At 55.4% G+C, this 16,571-nt stretch carries 18 protein-coding genes; 11 read left to right on the plus strand and 7 right to left on the minus strand.

What is annotated here, in order from left to right:
- Positions 1-175 precede the first annotated feature (175 nt).
- The 5 genes from aaeX to M8014_RS21070 all read left to right on the plus strand — a co-directional run bounded on the left by aaeX (position 176) and on the right by M8014_RS21070 (position 5,153).
- Positions 176-379, plus strand: coding sequence for a p-hydroxybenzoic acid efflux pump operon protein AaeX (aaeX, locus tag M8014_RS21050; protein WP_271268360.1), 204 nt, complete (start codon positions 176-178; stop codon positions 377-379).
- A gap of 7 nt (positions 380-386) precedes the next feature.
- Positions 387-1,319 (plus strand): p-hydroxybenzoic acid efflux pump subunit AaeA, encoded by a 933-nt coding sequence (gene aaeA, locus M8014_RS21055; protein ID WP_271284324.1) that lies wholly within the window; start codon positions 387-389, stop codon positions 1,317-1,319.
- A gap of 5 nt (positions 1,320-1,324) precedes the next feature.
- A complete protein-coding gene (gene aaeB / locus M8014_RS21060) occupies positions 1,325-3,292 on the plus strand; it encodes a p-hydroxybenzoic acid efflux pump subunit AaeB (protein ID WP_271284325.1) in 1,968 nt (655 codons plus the stop codon).
- Between the two features lie 85 nt (positions 3,293-3,377).
- Complete coding sequence (locus tag M8014_RS21065; RefSeq protein ID WP_271284326.1) at positions 3,378-4,832, plus strand: NAD-dependent succinate-semialdehyde dehydrogenase; 1,455 nt, start codon at positions 3,378-3,380, stop codon at positions 4,830-4,832.
- Positions 4,833-4,877: 45 nt separating this feature from the next.
- A complete protein-coding gene (locus M8014_RS21070; RefSeq protein ID WP_271284327.1) occupies positions 4,878-5,153 on the plus strand; it encodes a barstar family protein in 276 nt (91 codons plus the stop codon).
- Positions 5,154-5,207: 54 nt separating this feature from the next.
- Here M8014_RS21070 and yhcN (M8014_RS21075) read toward each other — a convergent pair whose 3' ends face one another.
- The 3 genes from yhcN (M8014_RS21075) to argR all read right to left on the minus strand — a co-directional run bounded on the left by yhcN (M8014_RS21075) (position 5,208) and on the right by argR (position 6,686).
- The gene (gene yhcN / locus M8014_RS21075) at positions 5,208-5,474 is read right to left on the minus strand and encodes a peroxide/acid stress response protein YhcN (protein WP_271284328.1); all 267 of its coding nucleotides are present in this window, start codon (positions 5,472-5,474) and stop codon (positions 5,208-5,210) included.
- A gap of 99 nt (positions 5,475-5,573) precedes the next feature.
- The gene (gene yhcN, locus M8014_RS21080) at positions 5,574-5,837 is read right to left on the minus strand and encodes a peroxide/acid stress response protein YhcN (RefSeq protein WP_271284329.1); all 264 of its coding nucleotides are present in this window, start codon (positions 5,835-5,837) and stop codon (positions 5,574-5,576) included.
- Between the two features lie 378 nt (positions 5,838-6,215).
- Positions 6,216-6,686 carry a transcriptional regulator ArgR gene (gene argR, locus M8014_RS21085; protein ID WP_271284330.1) on the minus strand — a complete coding sequence of 157 codons (471 nt, stop codon included), beginning with the start codon at positions 6,684-6,686 and terminating at the stop codon, positions 6,216-6,218.
- Positions 6,687-7,090: 404 nt separating this feature from the next.
- On the opposite strand from argR, the gene mdh reads away from it, so the two are divergent.
- Positions 7,091-8,029 (plus strand): malate dehydrogenase, encoded by a 939-nt coding sequence (gene mdh, locus M8014_RS21090; RefSeq protein WP_271268352.1) that lies wholly within the window; start codon positions 7,091-7,093, stop codon positions 8,027-8,029.
- Positions 8,030-8,094: 65 nt separating this feature from the next.
- Here the strand turns inward: mdh and degS are convergent, their stop codons facing one another.
- The 3 genes from degS to zapG form a co-directional block, all read right to left on the minus strand.
- Positions 8,095-9,162: an outer membrane-stress sensor serine endopeptidase DegS gene (gene degS / locus M8014_RS21095; RefSeq protein WP_271284331.1), complete on the minus strand. Its 1,068-nt coding sequence runs from the start codon at positions 9,160-9,162 to the stop codon at positions 8,095-8,097.
- 88 nt (positions 9,163-9,250) lie between these two features.
- Entirely contained in the window at positions 9,251-10,615 is a 1,365-nt protein-coding gene (gene degQ / locus M8014_RS21100; protein ID WP_271284332.1) for a serine endoprotease DegQ, read from the minus strand.
- A 169-nt stretch (positions 10,616-10,784) separates the two neighbouring features.
- Positions 10,785-11,183: a Z-ring associated protein ZapG gene (gene zapG, locus M8014_RS21105; RefSeq protein ID WP_271284333.1), complete on the minus strand. Its 399-nt coding sequence runs from the start codon at positions 11,181-11,183 to the stop codon at positions 10,785-10,787.
- Positions 11,184-11,373: 190 nt separating this feature from the next.
- Here zapG and zapE point away from each other — a divergent pair, with 190 nt between their 5' ends.
- The 5 genes from zapE (at position 11,374) to sspB (ending at position 15,067) form a co-directional block, all read left to right on the plus strand.
- Entirely contained in the window at positions 11,374-12,501 is a 1,128-nt protein-coding gene (gene zapE, locus M8014_RS21110; protein ID WP_271284334.1) for a cell division protein ZapE, read from the plus strand.
- A gap of 289 nt (positions 12,502-12,790) precedes the next feature.
- Entirely contained in the window at positions 12,791-13,219 is a 429-nt protein-coding gene (gene rplM / locus M8014_RS21115) for a 50S ribosomal protein L13 (RefSeq protein WP_024551131.1), read from the plus strand.
- A gap of 15 nt (positions 13,220-13,234) precedes the next feature.
- Positions 13,235-13,627 (plus strand): 30S ribosomal protein S9, encoded by a 393-nt coding sequence (gene rpsI / locus M8014_RS21120; protein ID WP_271284335.1) that lies wholly within the window; start codon positions 13,235-13,237, stop codon positions 13,625-13,627.
- A gap of 310 nt (positions 13,628-13,937) precedes the next feature.
- On the plus strand, positions 13,938-14,576 hold the full coding sequence (sspA, locus tag M8014_RS21125) for a stringent starvation protein SspA (protein ID WP_271284336.1): 639 nt from the start codon (positions 13,938-13,940) through the stop codon (positions 14,574-14,576).
- 5 nt (positions 14,577-14,581) lie between these two features.
- A complete protein-coding gene (sspB, locus tag M8014_RS21130) occupies positions 14,582-15,067 on the plus strand; it encodes a ClpXP protease specificity-enhancing factor (protein ID WP_271284337.1) in 486 nt (161 codons plus the stop codon).
- A gap of 85 nt (positions 15,068-15,152) precedes the next feature.
- Here the strand turns inward: sspB and M8014_RS21135 are convergent, their stop codons facing one another.
- Positions 15,153-16,571 carry a glutamate synthase small subunit gene (locus M8014_RS21135; RefSeq protein ID WP_271284338.1) on the minus strand — a complete coding sequence of 473 codons (1,419 nt, stop codon included), beginning with the start codon at positions 16,569-16,571 and terminating at the stop codon, positions 15,153-15,155.

Here is a 16,571-nt window from a genome sequence, read left to right on the forward strand (position 1 = left end):
ACTCTGGCTTAAAAGTGATTTAGATCACATATGATAGATAACAGCATAACAGTTACGCTAATATATTATTCATACATTATAGCGACACCACTCTCGCCCCGGCTGTTCTTGCTACTTTTGCGGTGGTGTAAGCATAAAAATTCTGTCGCCTGCTCGCTCTCTAATCAAGGTCAACATGAGTCTGTTTCCCGTTATCGTGGCGTTCGGTTTATCGTTCCCACCGATATTTTTCGAACTGCTTTTATCACTGGCGATTTTCTGGCTGGTGCGAAAGGTGCTGGCTCCTACCGGGATCTATGATTTCGTCTGGCACCCTGCATTGTTCAATTCTGCGCTGTATTGCTGCCTGTTCTATCTGGTATCGCGCCTGTTTGTTTGAGGTAGATGTGAAAACGCTAACAAAAAAAATCTCCCGTACCGCCATTACCATGGCGCTGGTCATCCTCGCGTTCATCGCTATTTTTCGCGCGTGGGTCTTTTACACCGAATCACCCTGGACGCGTGACGCGCGCTTCAGCGCCGACATCGTGGCGATTGCCCCGGATGTGGCGGGGCTGATCACCGCCGTCAACGTGCATGACAACCAGCTGGTCAAAAAGGATCAGGTGCTGTTTACCATCGATCAGCCGCGTTACCAGAAAGCGCTGGAAGAGGCAGAAGCGGACGTGTCCTATTACACGGCACTGGCCTCAGAGAAACGCCGGGAGGCTGGCCGCCGTAACAAGCTGGGGGTGCAGGCGATGTCCCGCGAGGAGATCGACCAGTCCAATAACCTGCTGCAAACCGTGCTGCACCAGCAGGCAAAGGCCGAAGCCACGCGCGATCTGGCGAAGCTCGATCTGGAACGTACGGTAATCCGCGCCCCGGCTGATGGCTGGGTGACCAACCTTAACGTCTATACCGGTGAATTTATTACCCGCGGCTCTCCCGCCGTGGCGCTGGTCAAACAGCACTCCTTCTACGTCCTCGCCTACATGGAAGAGACCAAGCTGGAAAACGTCCGTCCGGGTTATCGGGTGGAAATTACCCCGCTTGGCAGCAACCGTGTCCTGAAAGGGACGGTCGACAGCGTAGCGGCAGGGGTAACCAACTCCAGCGCCACCCGCGACAGCAAAGGGATGGCGACGGTCGATTCCAATCTTGAATGGGTACGCCTGGCCCAGCGCGTGCCGGTGCGCATTCGTCTGGACGATCTGCGGGGCAATATCTGGCCTGCGGGCACCACCGCCACAGTGGTGATCACCGGCGAGAAAGATCGGGATGCCAGCCATGACTCCCTGTTTCGCAAAATCGCCCACCGCCTGCGTGAGTTCGGTTAATCGCTATGGGCATTTTTTCCATCGCCAGCCAGCACCTGCGCTTTGCGGTTAAGCTGGCCTGCGCCATCGTGTTGGCGCTGTTTGTCGGGTTCCACTTTCAGCTAGAAACGCCCCGCTGGGCGGTACTGACGGCGGCGCTTGTTGCCGCGGGTCCGGCATTTGCGGCAGGGGGGGAACCGTACTCCGGTGCAATTCGCTATCGCGGGATGCTACGTATCGTCGGTACCTTTATTGGCTGTATTGCCGCGCTGACGATCATTATTCTGATGATCCGCACGCCGCTGCTGATGCTGATGGTGTGCTGTATCTGGGCCGGTTTCTGTACCTGGATCTCCTCCCTGGTGCGGGTTGAAAACTCCTATGCGTGGGGGCTTTCCGGCTACACGGCGCTGATCATCATCATCACCATTCAGGCCAATCCGCTGCTGACCCCGCAGTTCGCATTAGAGCGCTGCAGCGAGATCGTGCTGGGGATTGTCTGCGCGATCGTCGCGGATCTGCTGTTCTCCCCCCGCTCAATCAAGCAGGAAGTGGATCGGGAGCTGGATGCGCTGATCGTCGCCCAGTACCAGCTGATGCAGCTGTGCATCAGGCACGGTGACAGCGAAGAGATGGATAACGCCTGGGGTGCGCTGGTTCGTCGCACCGCCGCGCTGGAAGGGATGCGCAGCAACCTGAACATGGAGTCTTCCCGCTGGTCGCGGGCCAATCGCCGTCTGAAAGCGATCAATACCGTGTCGCTGACCCTGATCACTCAGGCCTGCGAAACCTACCTGATTCAAAACACGCGCCCGGAGGCGATCACCGATACCTTCCGCGAACTGTTCGAAACGCCCGTCGCAACCGTTCAGGACGTGCATAAGCAGCTGAAGCGCATGCGGCGGGTGATCGCCTGGACCGGCGAGCGCGACACCCCGGTGACCCTCTACAGCTGGGTCGGGGCGGCGACGCGCTATCTTCTGCTCAAACGCGGCGTGGTCAGCAACACCAAAATCAGCGCCACGGAAGAAGAGGTGTTGCAGGGCGAAGTGGTGATCAAAGCCGAGTCGGCGGAACGCCATCATGCGATGGTCAACTTCTGGCGAACAACCCTTGCCTGTATGCTCGGCACGCTGTTCTGGCTGTGGACCGGCTGGACCTCCGGCAGCGGCGCGATGGTGATGATTGCCGTGGTCACGTCGCTGGCAATGCGCTTACCCAACCCGCGGATGGTGGCGCTCGATTTTCTGTACGGTACGCTGGCGGCACTCCCGTTGGGGGCGTTTTATTTCCTGGTGGTGCTGCCCTCGACCCAGCAAAGCATGCTGCTGCTGTGCATCAGTCTTGCTGTGATGGCCTTCTTTATCGGCATCGAAGTGCAGAAACGACGCCTTGGCTCGCTGGGGGCGCTGGCGAGTACCATCAATATTCTGGTGCTGGATAACCCGATGACGTTTCACTTCAGCCAGTTTCTGGACAGCGCGCTGGGGCAAATCGTCGGCTGTTTCCTGGCGATGATGGTGATCCTGCTGGTGCGCGATAACTCCCAGGCGCGAACCGGTCGGGTGCTGCTGAACCAGTTTGTCTTTGCGGCGGTGTCGGCGATGACCACTAACACCGCCCGGCGTAAAGAGAACCATCTCCCGGCGCTGTATCAGCAACTTTTTTTACTGCTGACGAAATTCCCGGGCGATGTCGCCAGGTTTCGCCTGGCCCTGACGCTGATCATCGCCCACCAGCGTCTGCGCAATGCCCCGATACCGGTCAACGACGACCTCTCGGCGTATCACCACCAGCTTCGACGCACCGCTGATCAGGTGATTAGTGCCTCGAATGACGATAAACGGCGGCGCTACTTTGCCCAACTGCTGGAAGAGCTGGATATCTATCAGGAAAAGCTGCGGATCTGGCAAGCGCCGCCGCAGGTCACCGAGCCGGTTACAAGACTGGTAGGGATGCTGCACCGCTACCAGCATGCGCTGATCGACAGCTGATTACCCTCAAAACCGACGTCATAAACGGCGGTTTTTTGTAGCTATACTTACCGGGCAAGCTCATAAATCCAGAAAGGGAGGATACATGACTACCCAGGCTCTGCAGGACAGTGCGCTCTTTCAGACAGGCTATCTGGTTGATGGCGTATGGAAAACCCTCGACACAACCTTTGATGTGCTTAATCCGGCCACCGGCGCGGTGATCGCCCAGGTAGCGAAAGCCGGTAAAAAAGAGACGGAAGAGGCCATCGCCGCCGCAAGCCGCGCTTTCCCGGCGTGGCGGGCCAAAACCGCGAAAGAGCGCTCGACCATCCTTTATCGTTGGTACGAGTTAATCATTGAGAACAAGCAGTGGCTTGGTCAGCTGATGACCACCGAGCAGGGCAAACCGCTGAAGGAGGCGGAAGGCGAAGTCGAGTACGCCGCGAGCTTTATTCAGTGGTTTGCCGAGCAGGCCAAGCGTGCGAACGGCGAAATCATCCCGCCTGCTAAAGCGGGCTCGCGCATTCTGGCAACGCGCGAACCGATTGGCGTAGTCGCCGCCATTACGCCGTGGAATTTCCCGATGGCGATGCTGACCCGTAAGCTCGGCCCCGCGCTGGCCGCAGGTTGTACCGGGGTCATCAAACCGGCGAACAACACTCCGCTCAGCGCGTTTGCGCTGCTTACCCTCGCGAAGAAGGCTGGTGTCCCTGATGGGGTGCTCAACGCGGTGGCGGGCAACACCCAGCAGATCAGCGATGCGATCATGGCCAGCCATGAGGTGCGGAAAATTTCGTTTACCGGGTCGACCGCGGTGGGCAAAACGCTGGTGCGTAATTCCGCCGAGACCATGAAAAAAGTCTCTATGGAGCTGGGCGGTAACGCGCCGTACATCGTCTTTGACGATGCCGATATCGATGCGGCCGTGAAAGGCGCCATCGCCAATAAATTCCGCAATGCGGGCCAGGTCTGCGTCAGCGTCAACCGCTTCTACATTCACGAGTCGGTGTATGACGATTTCGTCAGCAAGCTCGCCTCGGCGGTCAGCGCCTTAAAAGTGGGGAACGGGCTGGAAGAGGGCACGGTGGTGGGGCCGCTGATTGAAGCATCGGCAGTGGCCAAGGTCCGCGAGCACGTAGAGGATGCGGTAGAAAAAGGAGCAACCGTTCTGGCGGGTGGCAAAGCGCATGCTCTGGGCGGCAACTTCTGGCAGCCGACGGTGCTGGGGGATTGTCATGAGGGCATGAAGCTCGCCAGTGAAGAAACCTTTGGCCCGGTTGCGGCCTGCTTCCGCTTTACTTCTGAAGATGAAGTGATTCAGCGCGCCAATAATACCCCCTTTGGCCTGGCGGCCTATTTCTATACCCAAAACCTGCAGCGCGTGTTCCGCGTCTCGCAGGCCATTGAAAGCGGGATGATCGGCGTTAACGAGTGCGCGGTCTCTACCGAGCTTGGGCCGTTTGGCGGCGTCAAAGAGTCGGGCCTCGGGCGAGAAGGGTCAGTACTGGGACTGGAGGAGTTCCTGGAAGTGAAAACCCTGCACATCGGGGGATTATAATCGACAGGGCGGCATCAGCCGCCCAGCGGGACGGGGTGGCTGGCAATGAATATCTATACGTTTGATTTTGATGAAATCGACAGTCAGGAGGACTTCTATCGTGAGTTTTCCCGAACCTTTGGCCTGGAAAGAGGACGCGTAACGAATCTGGATTCCCTGTGGGAGATGGTGATGGGTAATCAGCTTCCGCTCCCGCTGGAAATTGAATTCGTCCATTTACCGGATAAGCTGCGCAGGCGGTTTGGCGCGCTGATTTTGCTGTTTGATGAGGCAGAAGAGGAGCTGGAAGGGCAGATTCGCTTTAACGTCCGTCCGGAATAGGCATAAAAAAGCCCCTGACAGGCAGGGGCAAGTCGTAGTCAATACGACGAGGGTTTATTTGTACAGCTCAGCCGTTGCGTGCCAATGGTCGCCCGCGTTCAGCTCGGTGACGCGATAGCTGCTGGCACCGGCTTTTTCAGCTTTTGCTACCAGTGCCTGACGGATATCCATTGGAGAGCCGGACACTTCAGTAACGGCGATGCTACCCATAGATTGCAGGCCTTGAGCCTGTTCAGCGTTCACCTGATGCACAGCTGCGCTGGCACCAAAAGAGAGAACGGAAGCTAAACCGAGGGTGGCGATAATTAATTTAGTGTTCATAGTCTTTACTCCTTAATCGGGTCGGATCAACGACGAGAAGGGTTGTACCGCTATTTTTATGCCTGGTGTCGTTGGCGATATTTCGTTTTTTTGCAGAACTTATTTGTACAGCTCAGCTGTTGCATGCCAGTGGTCACCGGTACGCGCTTCAATCACGCGATAAGAAGTGGCACCCTGTTCTTGTGCTTTTTTATTCAGCATCTGGTTCATATCCATTGGCGATGTACCCACTGCACCGATGGACACCGTACCGATAGCTTCGCGAGATTGCGCCTGTTCAGCATTGATAGAGTCGGCAGCAAATGCACCGAAAGACAGGACTGACAGAACGCTCAGTACGGCAACAGTAGTTTTGATTTTCATGATTCTTTTCCTCGTCATATTCTTTACTGGGGTCGGTGTTTCGTGACCCTCATCACAAAATCAAGTATACACTAATCACGGCAAAAATTAATACCATGCTAATTATAAACTGTGTGATTATGTTTTAAGTGACTGCCGCGTTATAACCAGAATGAATAAAAAAGAGAGGAACTCAGCCTTGAATGGCCACTATTATCTTTAAATTCAGGAGTATAGATGAATTTGATTATTCGTGCGGTTCATGGTTCTGACATTCACTGCGTGAATGTGTTGGGGCGATAAAACGCACTATTTGTTAAAGGAAAGATAACGGAATGTAGTGTGAAACGAGGTAGGAGCAGAAGATCCCCCGCGACAGTGTGCAGCAGGGGAGCGGGATCAGAGTTCCTGTTCGAACAATACCAGAATGGCTTCGTAGAGATCTTTCACCGAGAAGCCGTTAGCCGGTGTCGTAAAGATGGTGTCGTCACCCGCAATGGTTCCCAGAATGCCTTCTGCTTTACCTAATGAATCAAGCAGACGGGCTATCAGCTGAGCTGCACCAGGGCTGGTATGGATCACCACGACGGCGGCGTTGTAATCGATATCCAGCACCAGATTCTTCAGCGGGCTTGAGGTTGTCGGTACGCCCAGCTCAGCAGGCAGGCAGTAGACCATCTCCATTTTGGCGTTGCGGGTACGCACCGCGCCGAATTTGGTTAACATGCGGGAGACTTTTGACTGGTTAATGTTTTCGAAGCCCTCTTCCTGCAGGGCCAGCACGATCTCACCCTGAGAGCTGAATTTTTCTTCTTTAAGCAGCGCTTTAAACGCTTTGACCAATTCTTCTTGTTTAGAAGAGATTCGCATAAATCACCCGAAATATAGCGGTAGAAACAACATTATTATGCACATGGATGAATTTTTATGCAAACTATCTGCCCAATCTTAGGCTGAAATAATGTTATGAAAGGGAGTGATTTTATCAAAATTCGTTATCAAGGAACATGCCTGCGTCACGCCTCGCAAATAACCTTAAAAGTAAATTAAATGTTATCAAAATGATGTTGTTTTGGTGGCTGGCGTGGGTGTATTGTAGCTCCCTCTGAATTCGTTGCTTAGTTAGCGCATAACGCCTGATAGCCTTCTGGCAGATGCAAAAAGCGCGTGACCCCAAATTCTGGAATGACGAAGATTGTAATTATAGATCTGCTGAATTAAGGTCGCCGCGACGGAGTAACAGAAAGTTAGCTCACCATAATAAGGAGTTTAGGATGAAAGTCGCAGTCCTCGGCGCTGCTGGCGGTATCGGCCAGGCGCTTGCCCTACTACTGAAAACTCAGCTGCCTGCAGGCTCAGAACTCTCCCTGTACGATATTGCTCCGGTAACCCCTGGTGTGGCGGTTGACCTGAGCCACATCCCGACGGCCGTTAAAATTAAAGGCTTCTGCGGTGAAGATGCGCGTCCAGCGCTCGAAGGCGCAGATGTGGTGCTGATCTCCGCAGGCGTGGCGCGTAAACCGGGTATGGATCGCTCCGACCTGTTCAACGTGAACGCCGGTATCGTGAAGAATCTGATCCAACAGGTGGCGACCACCTGTCCAAAAGCCTGTATTGGTATCATCACTAACCCGGTTAACACCACCGTGGCGATTGCAGCAGAAGTGCTGAAAAAAGCGGGCGTGTACGACAAGAACAAACTGTTTGGCGTGACCACGCTGGACATTATCCGCTCCAACACCTTTGTCGCGGAACTGAAAGGCAAACAGCCTACCGAACTGGACGTCCCGGTTATCGGCGGCCACTCTGGCGTGACCATTCTGCCACTGTTGTCCCAGATCCCAGGCGTGAGCTTCACCGAGCAGGAAGTGGCTGACCTGACCAAACGTATCCAGAACGCTGGCACCGAAGTGGTGGAAGCGAAGGCGGGTGGCGGTTCTGCAACCCTGTCTATGGGCCAGGCAGCAGCCCGTTTCGGTCTGTCTCTGGTGCGCGCCCTGCAGGGCGAGAAAGGCGTTGTGGAATGTGCTTACGTTGAAGGTGACGGCGAGCATGCGCGCTTCTTCTCTCAGCCACTGCTGCTGGGCAAAAACGGCATCGAAGAGCGTCAGTCTATCGGCACCCTGAGCGCGTTTGAGCAGCAGGCGATGGTGGGTATGCTGGACACGCTGAAGAACGATATCGTTCTGGGCGAAGAGTTCGTGAATAAATAACCGACTCGCATCCCATCAGGGCAATAAAAAACCGGAGAAATTCCGGTTTTTTATTGCCTGCGGGTTTAGTTTGTTGCCGGGTACTCTTGAATGGTCACCTGCAGCGTCAGCTTCTTATCATCGCGCATCACTTCTACCGGGATGATTGAACCTGGTCTAATTTCCGCCACCTGGTCCATGGTTTCCAGTGCTGACAGCGCCGGCTTACCGTTAACCGAGACGATGACATCGTTGACCAACATACCCGCTTCCGCTGCCGGGCCGCCGGTCGTTACTTCGTTGACCACAATGCCCTGTATCTGATCGATGCCGCCGCCCTGAACATGCATCGGCGCAATCTCACGCCCGCCAATGCCGATATAGCCGCGGATCACCCGTCCGTCGCGGATCAGCTTATCCATAATCTTGTTCGCCAGCTGGAACGGGATCGCAAAGCCGATCCCTTCGGGGGTTTCTCCGTCGTTGCTCTTATCAAAGGAGAGGGTGTTGATCCCCATCAGCTCGCCCAGCGAGTTCACCAGCGCCCCGCCGGAGTTCCCATGGTTGATTGAGGCATCGGTCTGCAGGAAATTCTGCCGTCCGGAAGGGTTCAGGCCAATACGCCCGGTGGCGCTGATAATCCCCTGAGTGATGGTCTGCCCGAGGTTATACGGGTTCCCGATCGCCAGCACCACGTCACCGATATGGGGCGAGCGTTTACGGTTAATTGGGATCACCGGCAAACCGCCGGTGGCCGTAATTTTCAGCACCGCGAGGTCGGTCAGCGTATCTGAACCTACCAGCAGGGCTTCAAAGACGCGCCCATCCTGCAGAGCAACGATGATTTGATCGGCATCGTTGATCACGTGTTTATTGGTAATGATGTAGCCACGCTCATCCATGATCACCCCGGATCCCAGGGTGCGGATCTCCAACTGATTATGGCTGGTGCTGTTCATCCCGCGGTTATAGACGTTAACAACCGCAGGCGCGGCGCGGCGCACCGCCTGATTGTAACTGGCAGGTGTTTCATCCGCGCTGTCAAATTGCGGTGCCGCCAGTTGATTAAACTGACGTAAAGAGGGCATGGCGACCAGTAACAGGCCACCGACAACCAGGCCGATGGCGACCGAACGAATGAGCTTTAAAACCATGATACGGGCGTCGTTAAGGGAAGATCGCAAGCAGCATAGCATGACTTATCCGGACATCACACGCGGCGATGTCCGGATACATCAATGCTTAACGCAGCAGAATATAAAGGGTGTCATTGCCGCGCACGATCTGCAGGGCGATGATCGACGGTTTGCTCTCCAGTACTTTGCGCATTTCGGCGATGGACTGCACGCGCGTGCGGTTCACCCCGATAATCACATCATCCTGATGAAGCCCTGCCTGCGCCGCCGGGCTGCTTTTCTCTACGCTGTTGAGGGTGATGCCTTTCGTGCCGTCCTTTAGCTGCCCGTCACTCAGCGTTGCGCCCTGCAGTGCGGGTGCAATCATCTCGGCACTGGCGGAGGAAGAGGTACTTTTATCCAGCGTGACCTGCACATCAAGCGGTTTACCGTCGCGCAGCAGGCCGAGCTTAACCACGGCACCGGGCTCGGTGGTGGCGATACGTGAGCGCAATTCGGCAAAGCTGTTGAGCGGCTTATCATTCAGGCTGACAATCACATCCCCGGACTTCACGCCCGCTTTTGCCGAGCCGGAATTCGGTAAGACTTCGCTGACAAAGGCGCCGCGCTGTACATTCAGATTAAACGCCTTCGCGATATCCGCGCTCATCTCCATACCTTTAATGCCCAGCAGGCCGCGCTTCACTTCACCAAACTGAATCAGCTGCTGTGCCAGCGTGCGGGCCATGTTGCTCGGAATGGCGAAGCCAATCCCGACGCTGCCGCCGCCGGGGGCGAGAATAGCGGTGTTGATGCCGATCAGTTCGCCGTTCAGATTCAGCAGCGCGCCGCCGGAGTTGCCGCGGTTAATAGAGGCATCGGTCTGGATAAAGTTCTCCAGCCCTTCAAGGTTTAACCCGCTGCGGCCCAGGGCCGAGATAATGCCGGAGGTGGCCGTCTGGCCCAGACCGAACGGGTTACCGACTGCGACGGCGAAATCACCCACGCGCAGTTTATCGGAGTCGGCAATGGCAATTTGCGTCAGGCCGGTAGGGTTCTGTAGCTGCAGCAGGGCAATATCGCTCTGATCGTCGCCGCCAATCAGCCTGGCTTCGAACTCGCGACCGTCGTTCATCTGCACGCTGATTTTATCCGCCTGGCTGATAACGTGATTGTTGGTCAGTACATAGCCTTTAGCCGCATCAATGACTACGCCCGATCCCAGCCCTTCAAAGGGCTGTGCCTGATCCGGGGTGTCATCGCCAAAATACTTTTTTAACTCTTCCGGGACGCGCTGGCTTTGCACGGCGGTACCTTCGACCTTCACGCTCACGACGGCGGGCAAGACTTTTTCCAGCATCGGCGCCAGGCTAGGCAGCGCAGCCTGACCCGGTACCTGCGAAGGGATAGCGGCAGCCACCGGATACGTGGCCGACAGGGATAATCCAATGCTCAATGCTAACGCGCTCAACAGCTGATTTTTTTTGTTCATTTATGCTGGCTCTCGCAACCTGGATGAAGGAATAACGGCCCCAAAACAGTCTGATATTATTGAATTTTAAAATGCCGAACAATGAGGTGTTTGACTAAATAATAGCTGGGGTAGGGAAGAAAGGACGGGCGCAACGGCTGCGCCCGTAAAATATATTTGTGATGTGAGGTTAACCGCGTTTCACGCCATTGCGCAGCAGGCCGGACGCGCCGTCGGAGTAATCACGTGGCATCTGTACCGGCGCCTGGTCGTTACCGGCTTCGGATTCAGCCAGGCGGTTACGGAATGGGTTGGCTTCCGCGCTCATCTCTGGCAGCAGGCTGCTGGAGCTTTTCGCCATGTGCTGGTACAGCTGACGGTAATCATCGGCCATGTTGTCCAGCAGTTCGGCGCTGCGGGCAAAGTGGCTTACCAGCTCTTCACGATACTCTTCCAGATCGGCTTTGTTCTTTTCCAGTTCGTACTGTAAGGCCTGTTGCTGACGCAATTTGCGATTACCAAAACGCATGGCCACAGCACCAATAGCGATGCCGACGACTAAACCGATTAGCGCATATTCCCAGGTCATGAACTTCTCCCGTTATCTTGTGGTTCCGTAGGGTGTTGGCTCGGCTCCATGCCTGTGCCTGATTATGCCACTATAACCGCTATTCCCGTAGAAGTGGAATCCCGCCGTATCATCGCGTACTGTAGAACGGCCTTTTTTTCGTCAACTGCGCAGTATGACGGGTATTAATTGAAGGAATAACAATAAGATTATGCAAAGTCTCTCCCCCACATCGCGTTACCAGCAGGCCCTTAATGAGGGTTCCCATCAGCCAGACGATGTGCAGCGTGAAGCGGTCGCGCGTCTGGACAGTATCTACCAGGCGCTGGTCACCCGGCCAACCGCAGAGGTTGCGTCTGCTGGTGGATTAAAAGCGGCGTTTGGCCGATTGCTGGGGAAAAAAGAGCCGCAAACCGCCACGCCAGCGCGCGGTTTATATATGTGGGGCGGGGTCGGGCGGGGCAAAACCTGGCTGATGGATCTGTTTTATCAGAGCCTGCCGGGTACGCGTAAGCAGCGTCTGCACTTTCACCGTTTTATGCTGCGGGTGCATGAGGAGCTGACGGCATTGCAGGGCCACAGCGATCCGCTGGATATTGTTGCCGAACGCTTTAAAGCCGAAACCGATGTCCTGTGTTTTGATGAGTTTTTTGTCTCAGACATTACCGATGCAATGCTGCTCGGTGGACTGATGAAAGCGCTTTTTGCGCGCGGCATCACGCTGGTTGCCACCTCTAACATCCCGCCGGATGAGCTGTACCGCAACGGCTTACAGCGCGCGCGTTTCCTGCCCGCTATCGATGCCATCAAAGCCCACTGCGAGATAATGAACGTTGATGCGGGCGTTGATTACCGCCTGCGAACCCTCACTCAGGCCCACCTGTGGCTGTCGCCCTTAAATGACAACACACAGCAGCAGATGGATAAGCTGTGGCTGGCGCTGGCCGGCAGCAAACGTGAAAACGCTACGCTGCTCGAAGTGAACCATCGCCCGCTACAAACCCTGGGCGAGGTCAATCAAACCCTGGCGGTGTCGTTTGCGACCCTGTGCGTCGATGCCCGCAGCCAGCATGATTATATTGCGCTCTCGCGCCTGTTCCACACGGTGATGCTGTTCGAGGTGCCGGTGCTGACGTCGTTGATGGAGAGCGAAGCCCGCCGCTTTATCGCGCTGGTGGATGAGTTTTACGAGCGCCACGTGAAGCTGGTGGTGAGCGCGGCCGTGCCTTTATATGACGTTTATCAGGGGGAGCGGCTGAAGTTTGAGTTCCAGCGCTGCCTCTCGCGCCTGCAGGAGATGCAAAGCGAAGAGTATCTTAAGCGCGAACATATGCCTTAAATGCCACCCTCTGCCGGTGGGAGAGGGGCTGGGGGTGAGGGCATCAGACCGCATAATCACCCCCGCGGAAAAACCCGGCTCAAATCACAATTAGGGGTCGACCTTTACCCACGACTTCTCTATAATCTTGCGACCCCACGTTACAAGAAGGTTTTTTCCCAAAACTTTCTCTGCGCCGGCATAGGCTATTCGAAGGGGTAGGTTTGCTGGACAATGTCGTGTGAACCTCAACTACTAAAACGTTTGGGTGTTCACCAACGTGTAACTTATTTACTTGGGTAAGCTTTTAATGAAAACTTTTACAGCTAAACCAGAAACCGTAAAACGCGACTGGTATGTTGTTGACGCGACCGGTAAAACTCTGGGCCGTCTGGCTACCGAACTGGCTCGTCGCCTGCGCGGTAAGCACAAAGCGGAATACACTCCGCACGTAGATACCGGTGATTACATCATCGTTCTGAACGCTGACAAAGTTGCTGTAACCGGTAACAAGCGTACTGACAAAGTGTACTATCACCACACCGGCCACATCGGCGGTATTAAACAAGCGACCTTTGAAGAGATGATTGCCCGCCGTCCTGAGCGTGTGATTGAAATCGCGGTTAAAGGCATGCTGCCAAAAGGCCCGCTGGGTCGTGCTATGTACCGTAAACTGAAAGTTTACGCAGGTAACGAGCACAACCACGCGGCACAGCAACCGCAAGTTCTTGACATCTAATCGGGATTATAGGCAATGGCTGAAAATCAATACTACGGCACTGGTCGCCGCAAAAGCTCCGCCGCTCGCGTGTTCATCAAACCGGGCAGTGGTAAAATCGTAATCAACCAACGTTCTCTGGAACAGTACTTCGGTCGTGAAACTGCCCGCATGGTAGTTCGTCAGCCGCTGGAACTGGTTGATATGGTTGAGAAATTCGATCTGTACATCACCGTTAAAGGTGGTGGTACTTCTGGTCAGGCTGGTGCGATCCGTCACGGTATCACCCGCGCTCTGATGGAGTACGACGAATCTCTGCGTTCTGAACTGCGTAAAGCGGGCTTCGTTACTCGTGATGCTCGTGAAGTTGAACGTAAGAAAGTCGGCCTGCGTAAAGCACGTCGTCGTCCACAGTTCTCCAAGCGTTAATTGGATTCTGCTTCGGCAGACAACAGTTAACGAAAAACCCGCTTCGGCGGGTTTTTTTATGGGTAACGCCCAGGTTATCCACATTCCACACCCATTTCTGACCTCTTTTTCCGCATTTCCAGAATCCCCTCACCACAAAGTCCGCAAAATCTGGTAAACTATCATCCACTTTTCTGCCCAGATAACGGTGAATACTCGATTTTTGTTCAGGTTTTGAACAACGAGGAAGATTCCTGGGATGGGCGCCAAAACAACTGGCTAGCCACTATGGCTGGTAGCAGTAAAATTCTGAATATACCTGGAGGTTTTCATGGCTGTCGCTGCCAACAAACGTTCGGTAATGACGCTGTTTTCTGGTCCTACTGACATTTATAGCCATCAGGTTCGTATCGTGCTGGCCGAGAAGGGTGTCAGTTTTGAGATCGAGCATGTGGAAAAGGATAACCCGCCTCAGGATCTGATCGATCTCAACCCGAACCAGAGCGTACCAACGCTGGTGGATCGCGAGCTGACCCTGTGGGAATCCCGCATCATTATGGAATATCTGGATGAGCGTTTCCCTCATCCGCCGCTGATGCCGGTATATCCGGTTGCGCGTGGTGAAAGCCGCCTGTACATGCAGCGTATCGAGAAAGACTGGTACACGCTGATGAACGTCATTGTGAACGGGTCTTCTGCAGAAGCTGACGCAGCACGTAAACAGCTGCGTGAAGAGCTGCTGGCGATTGCGCCGGTGTTCGGTCAGCGTCCGTTCTTCCTGAGCGATGAGTTCAGCCTGGTCGACTGCTATCTGGCACCGCTGCTGTGGCGTTTACCGACGATGGGCGTTGAGTTCAGCGGCCCGGGTGCGAAAGAGCTGAAAGGCTATATGACGCGCGTATTTGAGCGCGACTCTTTCCTGGCTTCTCTGACTGAAGCCGAACGTGAAATGCGTCTCGGCCGGGGCTAATCATTGTGGAAATGTCACAGCTGTCTCCACGCCGTCCGTATCTGCTGCGCGCCTTCTATGAATGGCTGCTGGATAACCAGCTCACGCCGCACCTGGTTGTGGATGTGACGTTACCGGGCGTGCAAGTTCCGATGGAATATGCGCGTGACGGACAAATCGTTCTGAACATCGCCCCACGTGCGGTAGGTGCTCTGGAACTGGCAAACGACGAAGTGCGCTTTAATGCCCGCTTCGGCGGCGTGCCGCGTCAGGTTAACGTGCCGCTGGCCGCTGTGCTGGCGATCTACGCTCGTGAAAACGGCGCGGGTACCATGTTTGAGCCAGAAGCTGCGTATGATGAAGACGCCGTCAGCCTTAACGACGAGTCTGCGGTGAGTGAAAGTGAAACGGTGATGTCGATTATCGACGGTGATAAACCCGACCACGATACCGATCCGGATGACACGCCGCCTCCGCGCGGTGGGCGACCGGCATTACGCGTAGTAAAATAAAAACAGGGCCATCGGCCCTGTTTTTTTTACCTAAATTTTCCATACCGCAACGGCCCGATGAGAGGATCTCACCGGGCCGTTGTGTTTACACTTCGAGGAAGTTCATGATGCCTTCAGCCGCTTTACGGCCTTCGGCAATGGCGGTCACCACCAGGTCAGAACCGCGCACGATATCGCCACCGGCAAAGATCTTCGGGTTGCTGGTCTGGAACGCGTTGTCGCTGCCTTCAGGCGCAATGATGCGGCCCTGAGAGTCCAGCTCGACGCTGTGCTTCGCCAGCCACTCCATGCTGTGCGGACGGAAGCCAAACGCCATGACGACGGCATCGGCTGGCACCACATGCTCGGAGCCTGCGACGATTTCGGCGCGACGACGGCCTTTGGCATCCGGTGCGCCCATTTCGGTACGCGCCATCTTCACGCCGCAGACTTTGCCGTTGGCATTCACTTCCACACCCAGCGGCTGGACGTTGAACTGGAACTCGACACCCTCTTCACGCGCGTTTTTCACTTCGCGTCGGGAGCCCGGCATATTCTCTTCGTCACGACGATAGGCGCAGATCACGTGGGTCGCATTCTGGCGCACGGATGTACGCACGCAGTCCATCGCGGTATCACCACCACCGAGCACCACCACGCGTTTGCCTTCCATGCTGACGTACGGCTCAGCGGCAGTTTCGCCGTAGCCCATCATCTGCTTGGTGTTGGCAATCAGGAACGGCAGTGCGTCGAATACGCCCGATGCATCTTCGTTTTCCAGCCCGCCGCGCATTGACTGATAGGTGCCAACGCCGAGGAACACGGAATCGTACTCTTTCAGCAGATCGTCGAGCTGCACGTCGCGGCCTACTTCGATGTTCAGCTGGAACTCAATGCCCATGTCGGTGAAGATTTCACGGCGGCGGGTCATAACCTCTTTTTCTAGCTTGAACGCCGGGATACCGAAGGTCAGCAGACCGCCAATTTCCGGGTGACGGTCAAACACCACCGCTTTGACGCCGTTACGGGTCAGCACGTCGGCACAGGCCAGACCGGCCGGACCTGCACCGATGATGGCCACGCGTTTGTCGGTCTGACGCACGCCGGTCATGTCCGGGCGCCAGCCCATCTCGAACGCTTTATCGTTGATGTAGCGTTCGATGTTGCCGATGGTGACCGCGCCGAATTCGTCGTTCAGGGTGCAGGAACCTTCGCACAGACGATCCTGCGGGCACACGCGGCCGCACACTTCCGGTAGGGTGTTGGTCTGGTGAGACAGCTCGGCTGCCTCAAAAATACGCCCTTCATTAGCCAGCTTCAGCCAGTTCGGGATGTAGTTATGGACCGGACATTTCCACTCGCAGTACGGGTTGCCGCAGGACAGGCAGCGGTCTGCCTGTGCTTTGGCCTGGCCTTCGGAAAACGGCTCGTAGATTTCAACAAATTCAATTTTACGGATCTTCAGCGGCTTCTTTGGCGGATCAACGCGCTGCAAGTCGATAAACTGGTATACGTTCTGGCTCAT

It is taken from the genome of Silvania hatchlandensis, assembly GCF_025564065.1.
Classification (GTDB): domain Bacteria; phylum Pseudomonadota; class Gammaproteobacteria; order Enterobacterales; family Enterobacteriaceae; genus Enterobacter; species Enterobacter hatchlandensis.